Origin of the sequence: Streptomyces sp. WAC 01529 (genome assembly GCF_003945545.1) — a bacterium.
GTDB classification, from domain to species: domain Bacteria; phylum Actinomycetota; class Actinomycetes; order Streptomycetales; family Streptomycetaceae; genus Streptomyces; species Streptomyces anatolicus.
Window position 1 is genome coordinate 5,278,317 of sequence record NZ_CP029617.1, and the last position, 22,052, is coordinate 5,300,368.

General features: G+C 73.6%; 2 protein-coding genes. Both read left to right on the forward strand.

The features are described from left to right. Window positions 1–35 precede the first annotated feature (35 nt). Window positions 36–10,712 carry a type I polyketide synthase gene (locus DMA15_RS23870; protein ID WP_125514816.1) on the forward strand — a complete coding sequence of 3,559 codons (10,677 nt, stop codon included), beginning with the start codon at window positions 36–38 and terminating at the stop codon, window positions 10,710–10,712. A 55-nt stretch (window positions 10,713–10,767) separates the two neighbouring features. Then, entirely contained in the window at window positions 10,768–21,996 is an 11,229-nt protein-coding gene (locus tag DMA15_RS37590; RefSeq protein ID WP_240659910.1) for a type I polyketide synthase, read from the forward strand. The last annotated feature ends 56 nt before the right edge of the window (window positions 21,997–22,052 follow it).

A 22,052-nucleotide genomic window follows, 5' to 3' on the forward strand; every position in this document is an offset into this window, starting at 1 on the left:
CAACGGGCGGGGAAAGCGTGACAAGGGGCGGGGAAATGGCAGAGAACACCGATCAGCAGGAGAAGATCGCCCGCTATCTCAAGAAGATGGCGAGCGACCTCAACCAGGCCCGCGCCCGCATTCGCGAGTACGAGTCCCGTGACGGGGAGCCCCTCGCGATCGTCGGCATGAGCTGCCGCTACCCCGGCGGGGTGACCTCACCGGAGGAACTCTGGGAGCTGGTGGCCTCGGGAAGTGACGGCATCGGCCCGTTCCCGACGGACCGGGGCTGGGACCTGGAGGGGCTCTACGACCCGGACCCGGACCGGCTCGGCACCGTGTACGCCAGGGAAGGCGGGTTCATCGACGGCGCCGCCGAGTTCGACGCCGACTTCTTCGGGATCAGCCCGCGCGAGGCGACCGCGATGGACCCGCAGCAGCGACTGCTCCTTGAGGCGTCGTGGGAGGCGTTCGAGGACGCGGGCATCGACCCGACGACGCTGCGCGGCAGCGACACCGGCGTCTTCTGCGGTGTGGGCCCCTCCGACTACGCGGCCATGCCCGCGGGATCCCTGCCCGAGATCGAGGGCTTCCGGCTGACCGGGTCGACCACCAGCGTGGTCTCCGGCCGTGTCGCCTACAGCCTCGGCCTGGAGGGCCCGGCCGTGTCCGTGGACACCGCCTGCTCCGCCTCCGCCGTCGCCCTGCATCTCGCGGTGAACGCGCTGCGCTCCGGCGAGTGCTCGCTGGCGCTCGCCGGTGGCGTCACCGTGCTGTCCGGTCCGTTCCTGCACATGGAGTTCAGCCGCCAGCGCGGGCTCGCCCCCGACGGCCGGTGCAAGGCGTACTCGGCGTCGGCGGACGGCACCGGCTTCTCCGACGGCCTCGGCATGGTGGTCCTGGAGCGCCTGTCCGACGCGAAGCGCAATGGTCACCGCGTCCTCGGCCTGATCCGGGGCTCCGCCGTCAACCAGGACGGCGCGAGCAACGGCCTGACCGCGCCCAACGGCCCCTCCCAGGAGCGGGTGATCCGGGCGGCCCTGGCCAACGCCGGTCTCTCGACCTCCGACGTGGACGCGGTCGAGGGCCATGGCACGGGTACGAGGCTGGGCGACCCGATCGAGGCGCAGGCGCTGCTTGCCACGTATGGCAAGGAGCGGGAGGGGGACCCGCTGTGGCTCGGCTCGATCAAGTCGAACATCGGTCATACGTCGACCGCCGCCGGTGTCGCCGGTGTCATCAAGATGGTGATGGCGATGCGGCACGGCGTGCTGCCGCCGACCCTGCACGCGGACGAGCGGTCCCCGCACGTGGACTGGGAGTCCGGCCGTGTCGAGCTGCTGACCGAGGCGCGGGAGTGGGCGGTCGAGGGCCGTCCGCGTCGGGCGGGTGTGTCGTCGTTCGGCGTGAGCGGGACGAACGCGCACATCATCGTCGAGGAGGCACCGGCCCCGGAGCCGACCGAGGACGGGCCCGCCGAGGCGCCCCGGCCCGCCGGCGCGGTGCCGGTGGTGCTCTCCGCACGCAACGATGAAGCGCTGCGGGCGCAGGCGGAGCGGTTGCGCGAGCGGGTGTCGGCTGACGCGGGCGCCTCGGTCGCGGACATCGCCTTCTCGTCGGTGACGTCGAGGGCGTTGCTGGATCGCCGGGCCGTGGTGGTCGCTTCGGACCGCGATGAGTTGTTGGCGCGGTTGGGTGAGGTGTCGGGCGGCGAGTCGGCTGTCGGTGGTAAGTCGGCGTTCTTGTTTACGGGGCAGGGGTCTCAGCGGGCCGGAATGGGCCTGGAGCTGGCCTCAGGATTCCCGGTCTTTGAGCAGGCGTTGAGTGAGGTGTGTGCGGAGGCTGATCCGAGGTTGGGTCGGTCGTTGCGGGAGCTGCTGGCGGCTGAGGGTGACGTGTTGAACTCGACGGAGTTCACGCAGGTCGCGTTGTTCGCTGTTGAGGTGGCGCTGTTCCGGCTCGTGGAGTCGCTGGGGGTTCGGGCGGACTTCCTGATCGGGCACTCGGTGGGGGAGATCGCTGCCGCGCATGTGGCGGGTGTGCTGTCGCTGGCCGACGCGGTTGAACTGGCTGTTGCTCGTGGTCGGTTGATGGGTGCGTTGCCTGCGGGTGGGGCGATGGTCGCGGTGCAGGCCGAGGAGGCTGAGGTCGCGGAGTCGCTGGCTGGGTTCGAGGGTCGTCTCGATATCGCTGCGGTGAATGGGCCGCGTGCGGTGGTCGTCTCCGGTGACGCGGACGCGGTCGAGGAGTGGCTTCCGCTGTGGGAGGGGCGTAAGACGACCCGGCTTCGGGTCTCGCACGCCTTCCACTCGGCGCGGATGGAGCCGATGCTCGCCGAGTTCCGTGCCGTGGCCGAGCGGCTGTCGTATGCGAAGCCGAGTACTCCGGTGATCTCGAACGTCACCGGTGAATTGGTGACCGCTTTCGACGCCGAGTACTGGGTGAAGCACGTACGCCAGGCGGTGCGCTTCGCTGACGGCATCCACACCCTGTGGGAGTCGGGAGTCCGCCGCTTCCTGGAGCTGGGCCCCGACGCGGTCTTGTCCGCGATGGCCCGCCAGTGCGTGGAGGACTCCGAGGCCGTCTTCATTCCGGCCCTGCGGGCCAAGCGCGGTGAGCGCGAGACCTTCGCCGCCTTCGTGGGCCGCGCCCACACGGCAGGCATACGGGTGGACTGGGACGCCTTCTACGCCGGTATGGGCGCTCAGCGCGTCGAGCTGCCTACGTACGCCTTCCAGCGTGAGCGTTTCTGGCTGACGCCCGGCACCGCTCCCGGGGATGTCTCCGCCGCCGGACTCATCGCCGTCGACCACCCGCTGCTCGCCGGGCGGGCGCTCATCGGGGACCGCGACGAGTGGCTCTTCACCGGACGTGTCTCCACCACGCACCAGCCGTGGACGCGCGACCACGTCGTCATGGGCACGATCGTCGTACCCGGTGTCGCGCTGGTCGAGATGAGCCTGGCCGCCGGGCGCGAGCTCGGCTGCCCCGTACTCGACGAACTCGTCATCGAGGCCCCGCTGGCACTGGACGAGGCGTCGGCGCGCCAGGTGCAGATCGTCGTCGGTCAGGCCGACGAGGACGGGCGCCGGGAGTTCGTCATCTTCTCGCGCCCCGAGCACGACGACGCGAACGCGAACGCGGGTGGAGACGCGGACGAGCGGCGCGAGACGACCTGCCACGGTCGCGGCTGGCTGGGGGCCGACCCCAAGCCCGCTCCCGCATGGGATGTCGCATGGCCGCCGCAGGACGCCGAGCCCCTGTCCGCCGAGTCGCTCTACACCCGGATGGCCGGCATCGGCTACGACTACGGTGCGCTGTTCCAGGGCGTGGTCGAGGCATGGCAGGACGACGAGGCCGTCTACGTCGAGCTTGCGCTGCCGGACGGCGCCGACGCGGGCACCTTCGGTATCCACCCCGGGCTCTTCGACTCGGCGGTGCAGAGTTCACTCTTCGGTGAGAAGCCGGACGACACGCTCGTCATGCCGTTCTCGTGGAACGGCGTACGGATCGGCCGGACCGGCGTGACCCGCGCCCGCGCCCGGCTCACCCCGGCGGGCGACGCCGCCTTCCGCATCGACATCGTCGACCAGTACGACGAGCCGGTCCTCAGCATGGACAAGCTCGTGTTCCGCCCCGTCGACCGGGCCCAGCTGACACGGGCTGCCGACACCCAGGGCTCGCTGTACCGGCTCGACTGGACCCCGGTCACGGTCGGCGCGGGCCAGGACGGACGGGTCGCGGTGCTCGGCGGACTGCCCGCCCAGGGCGAGCCGTTCGAGAACCTGAGCGCGCTGGAGCAGTCCGTGGCGGACGGCGCCCAGGCTCCCGACCTGGTGCTCGCGGGCATAACGGCCCCCGAAGCGGGGACGGCCGCCGTCGAGGCACTGGCTCTGGTCCAGCGGTGGCTGGCCGGAACCGGCTTGGGCGGCGCCAGGCTGGCCGTGGTGACGAGGCGCGCGGCCGCCATCGGGGACGGGGCCCCGGACGTGGCCCAGGCGGCGGTGTGGGGTCTGCTGCGCAGCGCCCAGTCCGAGCATCCGGGGCGGTTCCTCCTGGTCGACCTCGACGACGACGATGTCGTCGAAGGGCTGCACTGGGGCGGTCTGACGGAACTCGACGAGCCGCAGCTCGCCGTACGAGGCGGCCGTGTCCTGGCGCCCCGGCTGGCCCGGGCGGACGCCGGGCAGGCGGTGACCGAGTTCGACGCGGACGGGACGGTGCTGGTCACGGGTGGTACGGGTGGCTTGGGTGCGGTGTTCGCGCGGCATTTGGCTTCCGTGCATGGTGTGCGTCATCTGTTGCTGTTGAGCAGGCGTGGTTTGGAGGCTGAGGGCGCGGCCGAGCTGGTGGCGGAGCTGGCGGGGCTGGGGTGCCAGGCCCAGGTTGCCGCCTGTGACGTATCCGATCGGGAGCAGCTTTCGGCGGCGCTGGCTTTGGCGGAGCGGCCGTTGACGGGTGTGGTGCATGCGGCTGGTGTGCTGGATGACGGTGTCATCGAGTCCCTGTCGGCCGAGCAGGTTGAGCGGGTCATGCGGCCGAAGGTGGACGCGGCGTGGCATCTGCATGAGTTGACGGCGGGGGCGGAGCTTTCGGCGTTTGTGCTGTTCTCGTCGGTTGCCGCTTTGATCGGCAGCCCCGGGCAGGGCAATTACGCGGCCGCGAACGCGGCGTTGGACGCGCTGGCCGCCTCCCGTCGTGCTGCGGGGCTGCCTGCCACCTCCCTCGCGTGGGGGCTGTGGTCGAGCGCCTCCGGCATGGGTGCCCAGCTGGGTGAGGCCGAACTGGCCCGCCTGGAGCGGTTGGGTTCCAAGGCGTTGACGGAGGAGCAGGGGCTCGCTCTGTTCGACCAGGCGCTCGCTTCGGACGCGGCGCTCCTTGCGCCGGTCCGGCTCGACATGGCCGTCCTGCGCGCCCAGGCCAGGACCGGATCGGTCCCGGCCGTCCTGCGCGGGCTCGCGCCCGTCGCGGCCCGCCGCGCGGCATCCGGCGGATCTCTCGCCCAGCGCCTCGCGGGCGTACCGGAGTCGGAGCGTGAACAGGCCGCGCTCGAAGTCGTACTGACGCAGGTGGCGGGCGTGCTCGGCCACGCCTCGGCCGCTTCCCTCGACCCCGAACGCGCCTTCAAGGACATCGGCTTCGACTCGCTCGCCGCGGTCGAGCTGCGCAACCGGCTCACCCAGAGCACGGGCGTACGGCTCCCCGCGACCCTGGTCTTCGACCACCCGAACCCGGTGGCGGTCGCCCGTTTCCTGGTGTCGCAGGTCGCCGTCGACGTCGCGGCCGTCCAGCCGCGTACGAGGCGAGCACGGCGCGTGGACACGGCCGAACCCCTGGCGATCGTCGGCATGAGCTGCCGGTTCCCCGGCGGGGTGAACTCGCCCGAGGAGCTGTGGGAGCTGGTGGCGTCCGGCCGCGACGGCATGGGCCCGTTCCCGACCGACCGGGGCTGGGACCTGGAGCGGCTGTACGACCCCGACCCCGACCAGGTCGGCACGGTGTACACGCGGACCGGCGGATTCGTCGACCGCATCGGTGAGTTCGACGCCGACTTCTTCGGGATCAGTCCGCGTGAGGCGCTCGCGATGGACCCGCAGCAGCGGTTGCTGCTCGAAGCGTCGTGGGAGGCCTTCGAGGACGCGGGCATCGACCCGACGACGCTGCGCGGCAGCAACACCGGCGTCTTCTGCGGCACCGTCGCCTCCGGCTACCACGCGACGATGGTCCCCGAGCTGGAGGGCTACCACCTCACCGGCACCACGATGAGTGTCGTGTCCGGCCGTATCGCGTACACGCTGGGCCTTGAGGGCCCCGCGCTCTCCGTGGACACGGCCTGCTCGTCCTCCGCCGTCGCCCTGCACCTGGCCTCCCAGGCGCTGCGGTCCGGCGAGTGCGAGACGGCCCTGGTCGGCGGCATCTCGCTGATGGCCACGCCCGATCTGCTCATCGGCTTCAGCCGCCAACGCGGCCTGGCCGGAGACGGCCGGTGCAAGGCGTACTCGGCGTCGGCGGACGGCACCGGCTTCTCCGACGGCGTGGGCCTGGTGGTCCTGGAACGACTGTCGGAGGCCAAGCGCAAGGGACGCCGGATCCTGGGCCTGGTCCGTGGCACCGCCGTCAACCAGGACGGTGCGAGCAACGGCCTGACCGCGCCGAACGGTCCCTCCCAGGAGCGGGTGATCCGGCAGGCCCTGGCCAACGCCGGTCTCTCGACCTCCGATGTGGATGCCGTTGAGGGGCATGGCACGGGTACGAAGCTGGGTGACCCGATCGAGGCGCAGGCGCTTCTTGCCACGTACGGCCAGGAGCGGGAGGGCGATCCGCTGTGGCTCGGCTCGATCAAGTCGAACATCGGTCACACGTCCGCTGCGGCGGGCGTGGCTGGCGTCATCAAGATGGTGATGGCGATGCGGCACGGTGTGCTGCCGCCGACCCTGCACGCGAATGAGCCGTCTCCGCATGTGGATTGGGACTCGGGTGAGGTGCGGCTGCTGACGGAGGCCCAGGAGTGGACGGTTGATGGTCGTCCGCGTCGTGCGGGTGTGTCGTCGTTCGGCGTGAGCGGGACGAACGCGCACGTGATCCTGGAGGAGGCCCCGGCCGCCGAGTCGGCCGAGGCCGAGCCCGTCGAGGCGCCCCGGCCCGCGGGCCCGGTGCCGGTGGTGTTGTCCGGGCGGACGGATGCGGCGTTGCGGGCGCAGGTGGAGCGGTTGCGTGAGCATGTGGCGGCGCGGCCTGAGCTGGCGGTGACGGACACGGCGTATTCGCTGGTGACGTCGAGGGCGCTGCTGGACCGCCGGGCTGTGGTGGTTGCTTCGGATCGTGATGAGTTGCTGGCGCGTCTGGGTGAGGTGTCGGCGGAGGCCGGCGTCTCGGGCAAGTCGGCGTTCTTGTTTACGGGGCAGGGGTCTCAGCGGGCCGGTATGGGCCTGGAGTTGGCCGAGGCGTTCCCCGTTTTCGAGCAGGCGTTGAGTGAGGTGTGTGCGGAGGCTGATCCGAGGTTGGGTCGGTCGCTGCGGGAGCTGCTGGCGGAGGACGGTGACGTGTTGAACTCCACGGAGTTCACGCAGGTCGCCCTGTTCGCCGTCGAGGTCGCCCTGTTCCGGCTGGCTGAATCGCTGGGCATCCGCACCGACTTCCTGATCGGGCACTCGGTCGGCGAGATCGCTGCCGCGCACGTATCAGGAGTTCTCTCCCTTGCCGACGCCTGCGAACTCGCGGTCGCCCGTGGGCGGTTGATGGGCGCTTTGCCTGCGGGTGGGGCGATGGTCGCGGTGCAGGCCGAGGAGGCCGAGGTCGCCGAGTCGCTGACCGGGTTCGCAGGCCGCCTGGACATCGCTGCGGTGAACGGGCCGCGTGCGGTCGTGGTCTCCGGTGACGCGGACGCGGTCGAGGAGTGGCTTCCGCTGTGGGAGGGCCGCAAGACGACCCGGCTCCGGGTCTCGCACGCCTTCCACTCGGCGCGGATGGAGCCGATGCTCGCCGAGTTCCGCGCCGTCGCCCAGCAGCTGTCCTATGCCGAACCCCGTATCCCGATCGTCTCGAACGTCACCGGTGAGTTGGTCACCGCTTTCGACGCCGAGTACTGGGTCAGCCACGTACGCCAGGCCGTGCGCTTTGCCGACGGCATCCACACCCTGTGGGACCTGGGCGTCCGCCGCTTCCTGGAACTGGGCCCCGACGCGGTCCTGTCCGCGATGGCCCGCCAGTGCGTGGAAGACTCCGAGGCCGTCTTCATTCCGGCCCTGCGGGCCAAGCGCGGCGAGCGCGAGACCTTCGCCGCCTTCGTGGGCCACGCCCACACCGCAGGCATACGGGTGGACTGGGACGCCTTCTACACCGGCACCGGCGCCCGCCGCGTCGAACTCCCCACCTACGCCTTCCAGCGCGAGAACTACTGGCTCTCTCCCAAGTCCGGCTCCGGGGACGTCTCCGCCGCCGGGCTCACCGCCGTCGGCCATCCGCTCCTGGCGGCCGCCGTGCAGGTCGGTGACCGCGACGAGTGGGTGTTCACCGGGCGCATCTCCGCCGAGACGCAGCCCTGGGTGAGCGATCACGTGGTGCTGGGTTCGGTGATCGTGCCCGGTACGGCGTGGGTCGAGCTGGCTTCGGCCGCCGGCCGTGAGGTGGACGCGCCGGTGGTGGACGAGCTGGTGATGGAGGCGCCTCTCCTGCTGGAGGAGGGCGCGGCCGTCCGGCTGCGGGTCACCGTGGGTGCCGTGGCGGAGGACGGCCGCCGTGAGGTCGCCGTCTTCGCCCACCCCGAGGCCGGGGGCGATGAGCGGGCCGAGATGACCTGCCACGCGCGTGGCCTGCTGGCCCCCGAGGACAGCGCACCGGAGACATGGGTACCGGCTCAGTGGCCGCCGGCCGGCGGAGTCGAGCTGACCGGAGACGCGCTGTACTCCGGGATGGCGGAGCTGGGATTCGATTACGGCCCGGTCTTCCAGGGTGTGCGTACGGCGTGGCGCGTGGGCGACGAGGTGTACGCCGATGTCGCCCTGCCCGGCGGCACCGGGGGCGAGGGCTTCGGCCTCCACCCCGCGCTCTTCGACGCGACGCTGCACAGCGCGTTCGCCGAGAAGGGGGCCGGGGGCGGCGCGACGCCCCTGCCGTTCTCCTGGTCGAAGGTGAGCATCGGACGCACCGGCCTTTCGCGGGTCCGGGTGCGGATCTCGCCCGCCGGTGACGCGGCGCTGTGCGTGGACGCCGTCTCCGAGGACGGCGAGCCGGTGCTGAGCCTCGGCAGGCTGGACATGCGTCCGGTCGACCCCGCCCAGCTGGAGCGGCTGCGGCGCACCGGTCAGCAGCCGGTCTACCGGCTCGACTGGGCGCCCGTCGCGGTCGAAGCGGGCCGGTCCGCGCAGGTGGCGGTCGTGGGCGGCGCGGCGGGAACCGGCGAGACGTTCCCGGACCTGGCCGCGCTGGAGAAGGCCGTCGGTGACGGCGGCCAGGCTCCGCACCTGGTGGTCGCCGCCGTCGACACCTTCGGGGGAGGCACCCCCGTCGGAGACACGGCCGCCGGAGGCACCCCTGCCCGAGACGCGGCCGTCGCCGCCAGGGAGGCCGCCGTCCAGGCGCTCGCCCTGGTACGGCAGTGGCTGGCGGTCACCTCGCTGGGCGACGCCCGGCTGGCCGTCGTGACCCGGCGTGCCGTCGCCGTCGCCGACGAGACGCCGGACATCGCCCAGGCGGCGGTGTGGGGGCTGCTGCGCAGCGCCCAGTCCGAGCACCCCGACCGGTTCCTCCTGGTCGACCTCGACCTCGACCTCAGCGGCGACGGCGGCGACGACGAGCCCGACTGGGCCGGGCTGCTCGACGCCGACGAGCCGCAGCTCGCCGTCCGCGGGAAGCAGGCGTTCGCGCCCCGCCTCGCCGCGTCCACCCCGCCCGCGACACCCACCGGCACCGGCGAAGTCACCGGTAGGCCCGCCGACCTGGCCGACGGCACCGTGGTCGTCACCGGCGGCACCGGTGGCCTGGGCGCACTCTTCGTACGCCACCTCGTCACCGGTCACGGCGTACGCGACCTGCTGCTGCTCAGCCGCCGCGGCCCCGCCGCCGACGGCGCCACCGAACTGGTGGCGGAAGTGGCGGAACTGGGTGCCAAGGCACGCGTCGTCGCCTGCGACGTGTCGGACAGGGAGCAACTGGCCGCCGCGCTCGGTTCCGTGGAGCGCCCGGTCACCGCCGTCGTCCACACGGCGGGCGTACTCGACGACGGTGTGGTCGAGTCACTCACGGCGGAGCAGATCGAACGCGTCATGCGGCCCAAGGTGGACGCCGCCTGGCACCTGCACGAGCTGACGGCCGGCGCGGACCTGGCGGCGTTCGTCCTCTTCTCCTCGGCCGCCTCGCTGATGGGCAGCCCTGGTCAGGCCAACTACGCGGCGGCGAACGCCGCTCTCGACGCGCTGGCCGCGTCCCGCAGGGCCGCCGGACTGCCCGCCACCTCCCTCGCCTGGGGGCTGTGGTCGGGCACCGCGGGCATGGCCGTACAGCTGGACGAGGCCGAACTGGCCCGCCTGGAGCGGATGGGCATGAGCGCCCTCACCGCGGAGACCGGCCCCGCGCTGTTCGACCAGGCGCTGGACGCCGACGCGGCCGTGGTCGCTCCAGTGCTCCTTGAGACGGCGGCGCTGCGCGCGCAGGCGCGGGCCGGGACGCTCCCGCCGCTGCTGCGCGGTCTCGTCCGGATGCCTGCGCGAGCGGCCGACTCGGGGGCGGCGGCGCTGACCCAGCGGCTGGCCGCGACGCCGGAGGCCGAGCGCGAGCAGGTCGTACTCGACCTGGTCCGCACCCAGGTCGCCGGAGTCCTCGGGCACGCCTCGGGCACGTCCATCGACCCCGAACGCGCCTTCAAGGACCTCGGCTTCGACTCCCTCGCCGCGGTCGAGCTGCGCAACCGGCTCAGCCGGGCCACCGGCGTGCGCCTGCCCGCCACCGTCGTGTTCGACCACCCGAGCCCGGTGGCCGTCACCCGCTACCTGCTGCCGGAACTGGTCTCCGGCACCGCCGCCGCCGCCGGGCCGCGGTCCGAGCAGGACGAGATCCGCGCGCTGCTCGCGTCGATCCCCGTCGACCGGCTCCGCAAGGCCGGACTCCTCGACACCCTGCGCGAACTCGCCGACAACGATCCGCCGGAGTCGGCCGCGGAAGAGGGCGACACCGAGTCCTACGACGACATGGACGCGGAAGCCCTGATCCGTATGGCCCAGGAGGACCTCGCATGAACCCGGCAGTGAGCGCCGCCGTCGCCGCACCGAGCACGAAGACGAAGGAATAGACATGGCCACCGATCAGAATCAGCTCGTCGAGGCGCTGCGGAAATCCCTCAAGGAGACCGACAGGCTCCGCCAGCTCAACAAGCGGCTGCTCGCGCAGTCCGGCGAACCCCTGGCGATCGTCGGCATGAGCTGCCGCTACCCCGGTGGCGTCACCTCCCCCGACGAACTGTGGGACCTGGTCGCGTCCGGCCGCGACGCCGTCACCGGGCTCCCCGCCGACCGGGGCTGGGACCTGGATCGGCTCTACGACCCGACATCGAGCCGCCCCGGCGCCGTCACCACCAGCGGCGGCGGCTTCCTGGACCGGATCGGGGAGTTCGACGCGGAGTTCTTCGGGATCAGCCCGCGCGAGGCCATGGCCATGGACCCGCAGCAACGGCTGCTCCTCGAGGCGTCCTGGGAGGCCTTCGAGCACGCGGGCATCGACCCGACCTCGCTGCGCGGCAGCGACACCGGCGTCTTCTGCGGCGTCAGCACCAGCGACTACTGCACGGTGCCCGCGGGCAGCCTGCCGCAGATCGAGGGCCTCCAGCTGACCGGCGCGGCGGCCAGCGTCTCCTCGGGCCGCATCTCGTACCTGTTCGGCCTGGAGGGCCCCGCGGTCTCCGTCGACACCGCCTGCTCCTCCTCCGCCGTCGCCCTGCACATGGCCACGCAGGCCCTGCGGGCCAACGAGTGCTCCATGGCCCTGGTCGGCGGTGTCACCGTCATGTCGGGACCGTTCCTGCTCTCCGAGTTCAGCAGCCAGCAGGCGGTGTCGCCGGACGGCCGCTGCAAGGCGTACGCGGCGTCGGCGGACGGCACCGGCTTCTCCGACGGCCTCGGCATGGTGGTCCTGGAACGCCTCTCCGACGCCCAGCGCAAGGGTCACCGCATCCTCGGCCTGATCCGTGGCTCCGCCGTCAACCAGGACGGTGCGAGCAACGGCCTGACCGCGCCCAACGGCCCCTCCCAGGAGCGGGTGATCCGGGCGGCCCTGGCCAACGCCGGTCTCTCGCCGGCCGACGTCGACGCGGTCGAGGGCCACGGCACCGGCACCGTCCTCGGCGACCCCATCGAGGCGCAGGCGCTCCTCGCCACGTATGGCCAGGAGCGGGAGGGGGACCCGCTGTGGCTCGGCTCGATCAAGTCGAACATCGGCCACACCTCCCTGGCCGCGGGCGTCGCCGGTGTGATCAAGATGGTGATGGCGATGCGGCACGGCGTGCTGCCGCCGACCCTGCACGTGGACGAGCCGTCCCCGCACATCGACTGGGAGTCCGGCCGCGTCGAGCTGCTGACCGAGGGCCGGGAATGGTCCGCGGGGGAGAAGCCCCGGCGCGCCGCCGTGTCGTCGTTCGGCGTGAGCGGGACGAACGCGCACATCATCCTGGAGGAGGCGCCCGCGGGGGAGCCCGCCGAGGGCGCCGCCCCGGTACGTTCCCTGCCGGCCGTTCCCGTGACGGTGTCCGGACGGACGGCGGCGGCGATGCGCGCCCAGGCCGGCCGGCTCCACGCCCACGCGCTGGCACGGCCGGACCTGTCACCGGCCGACCTGGGCTTCTCCGCGGCGACCACCCGCGCGCACCTGGAACACCGGGGCGTCGTGGCCGCCGCCGACCGCGACCAGCTGCTGTCCGGCCTGGCGGCGCTCGCCGGCGGTGAGCCTTCGCCGGTGGCCGTCGAGGGCCGCGCCGAACCGGGCGCCAAGCCGGTCTTCGTCTTCCCCGGGCAGGGTGCCCAGTGGGAAGGCATGGCGGTCGAACTCCTCGACTCTTCCCCGGTGTTCGCCGCGGAGGTAGCCAAGTGCGCGGAGGCGCTGGCGGAGTTCGTGGACTGGGACCTGGTGGATGTCCTGCGGAGCGCCCCGGGGGCGCCGGGCTTCGATCGGGTTGACGTGGTGCAGCCTGCTCTGTTCGCGGTGATGGTGAGTCTGGCGGCGCTGTGGCGTTCGTATGGTGTGGAGCCGTCCGCGGTGGTGGGGCATTCGCAGGGTGAGATCGCTGCCGCGTATGTGGCGGGTGGGTTGTCGTTGCGGGATGCGGCGCGGGTTGTGGCGGTGCGCAGTGTGCTGGTGCGGGATCGTCTTGCCGGGCTTGGCGGGATGATGTCGGTGGCGTTGCCGGTGGCGCGGGTCGAGGAGTTGATCGCTCCGTTCGCGGGTCGTGTGTCGGTGGCGGCGGTGAATGGTCCGGCCGCTGTGGTGGTGGCGGGTGAGCCGGGTGCGTTGGATGAGGTGTTGGCGCGTTGTGAGGGTGAGGGTGTTCGTGCGCGTCGGGTGAAGGTGGACTATGCCTCGCATTCGGCGCAGGTGGAGGCCATCGAGGGGGAGTTGCTGGCGGCGTTGGCGCCGGTGAGGCCGGTGAGTGGACGGGTGCCGTTCTACTCCACGGTCACGGGTGGCTTTATCGACACCGCGGGCATGGATGCCGGGTACTGGTACACCAACCTGCGCAGCCCCGTCGGGTTCGAACCCGCCATCCGCGCCCTCACCGACAACGGCACCGGGTGCTTCCTGGAGATGTCCCCCCACCCCGTGCTCGCCATGGCCGTGGAGGACACCGTCGCCGCACACGGCACGGACCAGCGCGTCGGCGTCGTCGGTTCGCTGCGGCGGGAGGAGGGCGGCCTGCCCCGCTTCCTCCTCTCCCTCGGCGAGGCGCACACCATCGGCGTCAAGGTCGACTGGGACGCCTGCTTCGCCGAATCCGGTGCCCGGCGCGTCGAACTGCCCACCTACGCCTTCCAGCACAAGCACTACTGGCTGGACACCACCGGCCTCGCCGACGCCTCGGCGGCCGGCCTCGGCCGCGTCGAGCACCCCGTCCTCGCGGCGGCCGTACAGGTCGGCGACCGCGACGAATGGCTCCTCACCGGCCGCGTCTCCCCGCAGGGCCAGCCCTGGACACGTGATCACGCCCTGTTCGGCACGGTCACCCTCCCCGGCGCCGCCCTCCTTGAACTGGTCCTGTCCGCGGGCCGTCACGTCGGCTGCGACCTGGTCGAGGAACTGCACCTCGAAACCCCGCCGGTCCTCGACGACGACGCCCTGCGCGTCCAGGTCGTGCTCGGCGACGCCGACGCCGAAGGCCGCCGCGAAGTGACGGTCTACTCACGGCCCGACACCGACGGCAGCCGGTCCACCGAAGCCGTGTGCCACGCCCGCGGCCGCATCGCCCCCGGGGCCCAGCCGCTCACCGGCCGCCTGGCCGCGTGGCCGCCCGCCGGAGCCGAAGCGGTCTCGGTGGACGCCCTCTACACCGCGCTGGCCGAACTCGGCCTCGACTGCGGCGCGCTGCTCCAGTGCGCGCAGTCCGCGTGGACCCTCGACGGCGAGGTGTACGCCGAACTCGCCCTGCCCGACGGCATGGAACCCGGCGCGTACGCGATCCACCCGGCCCTCCTTGAGTCCGTCCTGCACACCGCCCACCGCCCCGGAGCCGAAACGGCCCCCTCGGCGGCATCCTGGTCGGGCGTGCGCGTCATCGGCGACAAGCTCCTCCAGGCCCGCGCCCGCATCACGCGGGCCGGTGACGGCGTGCTGCGCCTCGACCTCTTCGACACCGAGGGCGAACACGTCGCGCACGCCGACCGGATCTCCGTACGGGCCGCCGACCCGGCCACGCTCGGGCAGCGGCGCCCGGGGCAGAACGCGCTGTTCCGCCTCGACTGGTCCCCGCTCACGGTCGGCGCGGCCGAGCCGGTGAGGACCGCCGCGCTCGGCGAGGTCCCGGGAATGGCCGACCACCACACCGACCTGGCGGCGCTGGAGCAGGCCATCGCGGAGGGCGCCCCCGCCCCGCGGGCCGCCCTGACCTTCCTCGACACGGCGGCGGGAGAGACACCCGCGGCCGTGCGCGACGCGGCCGCACGGGCCGTGGAACTGGTACGGCGGTGGCCGGCCGGCGGCGCGCTCGGCGAGACCACGCTCGTCGTGCTCACGCGCGCAGCGGTGACGGTCGGCGACGAGGCCCCCGACCCGGCGCAGGCCGCCGTCTGGGGTGTGCTGCGTGCCGCGCAGTCCGAACACCCGGGCCGCTTCCTCCTCGTGGACCTGGACACCGACGACGTACGCGACTGGGGCGCGCTGCTCGCCCTGGACGAGCCACAGCTCGCCGTGCGCGACGGCAAGGTCCTCGCCCCCCGCCTCGCCCGCATCCAGGGCGGCACGCCGGACGGGCCCGCGCTCGTGGACCCGGCGGGACCCGAGGGCACCATGCTGGTCACGGGCGCTGTGGGCGCCCGGTTCGCCGAGCACCTCGGCACGCGCCACGGCGCCCGCCACGTCGTCCTGGCCGTCCCGCACGGCTCGGACGCCGAGCCGACCATGGAGCCGGCCGCCTTCGGCGCCCAAGTGCGCGTCGCCCCCTGCGACCTCACCGACCGGGACCAACTGGCCGCGCTCCTGGGCTCCCTGGAGCACCCGCTGACCGCGGTCGTGCACACCGCGGGAGTCCCCGACGCGGGCCTGTTCGAGACGGTCTCCGACGAGCGCCTCGAAACGGCCCTCCGGGACACCGTCGACACCGCCTGGCACCTGCACGAGCTGACCGCCGACGCGGACCTCTCCGCGTTCGTGCTGTTCTCCTCCTTCGCCGGACTCGTCGGCATGCCGGGCCAGGCCGCCGCGTCCGCCGCCGACGCGGCCCTGACGGCGATCGCGGGCGCCCGCCGCGCCGCCGGGCTCCCCGGCACCGCGCTGGCCTGGGGCCCCTGGACGGACGGCGACACCGGTATCGACGCGTCCGGCGCCGACCCCGCCCTCCTGGCGCAGGCCGGCATCGTCCCGCTCACCACCGGCCTCGGCCTGGAACTGTTCGACCGCGCAGTCGCCGCGGGCGAACCGCTGCTGGCCCCGGCCGGCCTCGACCCGGCCGCCCTGCGCGAGCAGGCAAGGGCCGGACTGCTGCCCGCCGTGCTGCGCGGCCTCGTGCGCGTGCCCGCCCGGCGCGCCGCGTCCGGCGGCTCCCTCGCGCGGCGCCTCGCCGAGGTGCCGCCCGCCGAGCGGGAGGCCCTGGTGCTCGAACTGGTGCGGGCGCAGGTCGCGTCCGTGCTCGGCCACGACTCCGCCGACGAGGTGGACAGCGCCCGCGCCTTCAAGGAGCTGGGCTTCGACTCGGTCAGCGCGGTCGAGCTGCGCAACCGGCTCTCGCGGAGCACCGGCGTGCCGCTGCCCGCCACCGTCGTCTTCGACCACCCCACCCCGACGGCCCTCGCGCGGCTGCTGCTCGCGCAGGCCGACGGCGCGGCGGAGAGCGCACCGGCGGCCGTACAGAAGCGGCGCGGGACCGTGGACGAGCCGCTCGCCATCGTCGGCATCGGCTGCCGCTACCCCGGCGGCGTCGCCTCCGCGGATGACCTGTGGGAGCTGGTGGCCGAGGGCCGCGACGTGATCGGCCCGTTCCCGGCCGACCGCGGCTGGGACCTGGAACGGCTGCACGGCACGGACCCCGAGCGGACCGGCACCACCAACGCGCGCGGCGGCGGCTTCGTCTCCGGCATGGCCGACTTCGACGCCGAGTTCTTCGGCATCAGCCCGCGCGAGGCCATCGCCATGGACCCCCAGCAGCGGCTCCTCCTGGAGACCTCCTGGGAGACCCTGGAGCACTCCGGCATCGACCCGGCGTCCCTGCGCGGCACCGACACCGGCGTCTTCATCGGCATCACCGGCTCCGACTACAGCCTCGTACTCCCCAGCGAGTACGAGGGGTACCGCGTCACCGGCACCATGGCGAGCGTCGCCTCCGGCCGCATCTCGTACACCCTGGGCCTGGAAGGCCCGGCCCTGTCGGTGGAGACGGCCTGCTCCTCCTCCGGCGTCGCCCTGCACCTCGCGGCGCAGGCGCTGCGCAACGGCGAGTGCTCGCTCGCGCTGGCGGGCGGCGTCACCATCATGAACACGCCGGTCATGATGACCGAGTTCAGCAGGCAGGGCGCGAACTCCCCCGACGGCCGCTGCCGGGCCTACGCGGCATCGGCGGACGGCACCGGATTCTCCGACGGCCTGGGCCTGGTCGCCCTGGAACGGCTCTCCGACGCGAAGCGCAACGGACGCAGGATCCTCGGTCTGATCCGGGGCACCGCCACCAACCAGGACGGCGCGAGCAACGGCCTGACCGCGCCGAGCGGCCCGGCACAGGAGCGGGTGATCCGGCAGGCGCTCGCCGACGCCGGACTCTCCCCCGCCGACGTGGACGCGGTCGAGGGCCACGGCACCGGCACCAAGCTCGGCGACCCCATCGAGGGGAACGCCGTCCTCGCGACGTATGGGCAGGAGCGCGAAGGGGACCCGCTGTGGCTCGGGTCGATCAAGTCGAACATCGGCCACACCTCGGGAGCCGCGGGCATCGCCGGTGTCATCAAGATGGTCATGGCGATGCGGCACGGGACGCTGCCGAAGACCCTCCACGTCGACGCCCCCTCCCCGCACATCGACTGGGAGTCCGGTGAGGTCGAGCTGCTGACCGAGGCCAGGGAGTGGACCAGCCGCGGCAGGCCCCGCCGGGCGGGCGTCTCCGCGTTCGGCGTGAGTGGCACCAACGCGCACATCATCGTCGAGGAGGCCCCCGCCGAAGCACCGGCCGCCCCCGAGCCTGGGGCCCCGGCTCCGGCTCCGGCGCCCGCGCTGCCGGTACTGCTCTCCGCGCGCACCGAAACGGCCGTACGCACCCAGGCCGAGCGGCTGCGGCGGCACCTGCTCGACAACCCCGGGCTCTCGCTGCCCGACCTCGGCCACTCCCAGCTGACCACGCGGGCGCTCCTGGAGCACCACGCGGTGCTCGTCGCCGCCGACCGGGACGAACTGCTCGCCGAACTCGCCGCTTTCGCCGTCGGCGACGTGACCGAGCAGACCGCCTCCGGCCGCCCCGCGGGCGCCGTCAAGCCGGTGTTCGTCTTCCCCGGGCAGGGCGCCCAGTGGGAGGGCATGGCCGTCGAACTCCTGGACTCCTGCCCGGTGTTCGCCGCCGAGGCCACCAAGTGCGCCGACGCGCTCGCGGAGTTCGTGGACTGGGACCTGATCGAGGTGCTGCGGGGCGCCCCGGGCGCGCCGACGCTGGACCGCGTCGACGTGGTGCAGCCCGCCCTGTTCGCGGTGATGGTGAGCCTGGCGGCGCTGTGGCGCTCGTACGGAGTGGAGCCCTCCGCGGTGGTGGGCCACTCGCAGGGCGAGATCGCCGCCGCGTACGTCGCGGGCGGGCTCTCGCTGCGGGACGCCGCCCGGATCGTCGCGGTGCGCAGCAGGATCGCCCGCGACCGGCTCATGGGAACCGGCTGCCTGGTCTCGCTCGCCGTGCCGGTGGAGCGGGCCGAGGAACTGCTCGAACCGTTCGGCGGCCGGATGACCGTGGCGGCCGTGAACGGCCCGGCCTCGGTGATCGTCGCCGGTGACCTGGAGCTGGTCGACGCGCTGATGGAGCAGTGCGACCGCGCGGAGGTCAGGGCAAAGCGGGTCGCGGCCACCTTCGCCTCGCACTCGCCGCACGTCGAGGTGGCCCGCGAGGAGATGCTGGAGGCGCTCGCCGCGGTCGAACCGCTCAGCGGGAGCATCCCCCTGTACTCCACGGCACTCGGCGCGTTCACCGACACGGCGACCATGGACGCCGACTACTGGTACGCCAACCTGCGCAACCCGGTCGGCTTCGAACCCGCGATCCGCGCGCTGACCGAGGGCGGCACGGGCTGCTTCCTGGAGATGTCCCCGCACCCGGTGCTCGGTGTGGCGACGGAGGAGACCGTCGCCGCCGCGGGCGGCCGGGCCGGCGTGGTCGGCTCGCTCCGGCGCGGCCAGGGCGGGCTGAAGCGCTTCCTGCTCTCCCTCGCCGAAGCGCACATCGCCGGGGTACGGGTCGACTGGCCCGTCGCCTTCGCCGGCACGGGCGCCCGGCAGGTCGAACTGCCCACGTACGCCTTCCAGCGCAAGCGGTACTGGCCGACCGTGCGCCCGGCCACGGGCGACCCGGCCGTCTCCGGCCTCGGCCGCGTCGACCACGCGATCCTGACGGCGGGCATGCAGCTCGCAGACCGCGACGAGTGGGTGCTCACCGGCCGGATGTCCCACGAGAGCCAGCCCTGGCTCCGCGACCACGTCGCCTTCGGCCTCCCCATCGCCCCCATGGCGACCCTCGCCGAACTGGCGCTGGCCGCGGGCCGCGGCGTCGGAGCGCCGCTGCTCGACGAGATGATGCTGGAGGCGCCGCTGCTGCTGCCCGACGGCGCGGCCGTGCAGATCCAGGCGCTCGTCGGCGCCCCGGCGGAGGACGGCCGCCGCCCGGTGACCGTCCACTCCCGCCCGGACGGCGACCAGCACGCCGAGTCGACCCGCCACTGCACGGGCTGGCTCGCCGAGGAGACCGAACCCGCGCCGGGCCTCGCGGGCCAGTGGCCGCCCGCCGGCGCCGAGCCGCTGCCGGTCGACGGGCTGTACGCGGCCCTTGCCGACCTCGGCCTCGACTGCGGCCCGGCGCTCCAAGGGGTGCGCGCGGCATGGCGCTCGGGCACCGAGGTCTACGCCGAACTCGCCCTGCCCGAGGAGACCGGCGCCGCGGGGTACGGCATCCACCCGGCCCTGCTCGAAGCCGTCCTGCACACCGGACAGTGGCGCTTCGCCGAACAGGGCACGACCAAGCTCCCCGTCTCCTGGTCCGGAGTGCGGCTGGCCGCGACCGGCGCCACCGGCTGCCGCGCACGCGTCGTCCCCGACGGCGACACCCTGCGCCTCGACATCTTCGGCGAGGACGGCACGCTCGTCCTCGGCGCCGAACGCATCGCCTTCCGCGACGCGGACCCGGCGCACATCGAGGAGCTGCGCCGCGGCCAGAGTGCGCTGTACCGGGTGGACTGGGTCACGGCACAGCCCGCTGCCGCCGCTCCGGTGCGCCTCGCCGCGCTGGGCGGGGCTGCGGCGCAGGCCGCGGACCACTACGCCGACCTGGCCGCACTCGAAGAGGCCGTGGACGGCGGCGCGCTGGTGCCGCAGGCCGTGCTCACCGTGATCGACACCCCGGCGGGCGACGGCGCGGCCGCGGTGCGGGGCGCGGCCGAAGCGGCGTCGGAACTGGTGCGGAGCTGGGCGCGGCACCCGAGGTTCGGCGACACCCGGCTCGTCGTGGTGACGCACGGGGCGGTGGCGGCCCGGGACGGGGAGGTCCCCGACCCGGCGCGGGCGGCGGTCTGGGGCGTACTGCGGGCCGCGCAGGCCGCACACCCCGGCCGGTTCCTCGTCGTCGACGCCGACGGGGGCGCCGAGCCCCGGTGGGAGGCGCTGCTCGGGCTCGACGAGCCGCAGCTCGCGGTGCGTTCCGGGCAGGTCCTGGCGCCGCGGCTCGTGCTGGCCCCGGCCGGTCCGGGCGAGCGTCCCGCGTTCGCGGAGACCGAAGGCACGGTGCTGGTCACCGGCGGCCTGACCCCTCGGGGCGCGGCGCTGACCAGGCACTTGGCCGCCCACCACGGCGTACGGGACCTGCTGCTGCTCGGCGACGACCCGGCCACCGCGGACGGGCTGGTCGAGGAGCTGGCGGGACTCGGGGCGCGAGCCCGCGTCGAGGCGTCCGCCCCGGACCGGCTGGCCGAGGTGGTCGGGTCGCTGGAGCGGCCGCTCACCGCGGTCGTCCATACGGACGGCGATCCCCAGGGGCTTGAACTGGCCTGGCGACTGCACACGTTGACGCGGGAGGCCGCTCTCGCCGCCTTCGTGGTGTGCACCTCGTTCGCCTCGCTGGCTTCGCTCGCCTCTCCCGAGGACGGTGACGGTGACGGCGGGGGACAGGCGTCCGCGGCCGACGCGGCAGGGGAGGCGCTGGTGCGGGCGCGGCGCGCGGCCGGCCTCGCCGGTACGACGCTGGCCTGGGCCCCGTGGCCGGGACACGGCACGTGCTCCGGCGCCACGGAACTCCCGGCCGAGCGCGCCCTGGAGCTGTTCGACCAGGCCCTCGCCGCGGACGGCGCCCTGCTGGCGCCGGTGGAGCTGGACCCGGCGGCGCTGCGGTCGCGGGCCCGCGACCGGAGCCTGCCGGCGCTGCTGCGCGGCCTGGTGAGGCTGCCCGCCCAGCGGGAGGCCGGAGGCGGCTCACTGGCGCAGCGCCTTGCGGGCGTCACGGACGCGGACCGCGAACGAGTCGTCCTCGAACTGGTCACGGTGCACGTCGCGGCCGTGCTCGGCCACGCGGCCGATGAGCGGATCGACGCCGAACGCAGGCTCAAGGAGCTGGGCATGGACTCGCTGAGCGCGGTCGGGCTGCGCAACCGGCTCTCGCAGGCCACCGGCCTGCGGTTGCCCGTCTCCTTCGTCTTCGAGCACCCCACCCCGGCGGAGATCGCCAGGCAGCTGCTCAAGCAGGTCGGTTCGGGCGCGCCGGAGACCGGGGCGACCGGGTCGGCCGAGGCGGCTGGATCAGCCGGATCGGGCGGGGCGACGATCGGACGGCGGCTGCGGCACGCCGCCGATTCCGGCACCCTGCCCGAGGCGTTGCGGGAGTTGGTGGACGCCGTGGGCGACGGGCCGGTCTTCTCGTCGGCCGCGGAGCTGCCCGGCAGCGGGGCGCGGCTTGCGCAGCTGGCCTCGGGACCGGGCCGGGTGAAGATCGTCTGCGTGCCGTCCTATGTGTACGTGGTCGGTTCGGGCCAGGAGCAGTTCATGCGCCTGGCCGACCGCTTCGAAGGCGTACGGGACGTACACGTCTGCACCCTGCCGGGCTTCGGGAGCGAGCTGTCACCGCGCTCCCGGGAGGTCGCCCTGGAGGTCCTGGAGGGCGCGATCCGCGCGGCCGTCGGCGACGCGCCGTTCGTTCTGGTCGGCTACTCCATGGGCGGCACCGTGGCGCGTACGCTCGCCGAACGCCTGGAGGCCTCGGGCGCCGCGCTCACCGGGGTCGCCATGCTCGACACACTGGAGTTCGACGGCGAGGGTGAGGCCGGCAGCGCCGACGACGCTGGCGCGGGCGAGGCCGGTCACGCGTTCGCCGACGTGCTCGCGGGCATCCTCACGCGCGAGCAGCGCGAGATCTCCATCGGCGACGCGAACTGGCTCTCCATGGGCGCCTATCTGCGCCTGTTCTCCGGGACGCGGCCGCGCCCCCTCGCCGCCAGGACCCTGATGGTCCGCGCGGCCGAACCGCTCGGCGCCCCGACGCCGGACGGCCCCCGGTACGCGGACGCCGACACGTATGTCGAGGTCGCCGCCGACCACTTCGCCCTCATCGAGACCGCCGCCGCGGACACGGCGGACGCGATCGAGGGGTGGATCGAGGAATGACCGCCGGCAACCGCAGCGGCAACGAGACAGAACCAGACAGAAGGAAGCAACAGAAA

What these genes read in the sequence shown, in the direction of transcription:
- DMA15_RS37590 (WP_240659910.1), top strand. Translation starts at nt 10,768, where the DNA reads ATGGCCACCGATCAGAATCAGCTCGTCGAGGCGCTGCGGAAATCCCTC.
- DMA15_RS23870 (WP_125514816.1), top strand. Translation starts at nt 36, where the DNA reads ATGGCAGAGAACACCGATCAGCAGGAGAAGATCGCCCGCTATCTCAAG.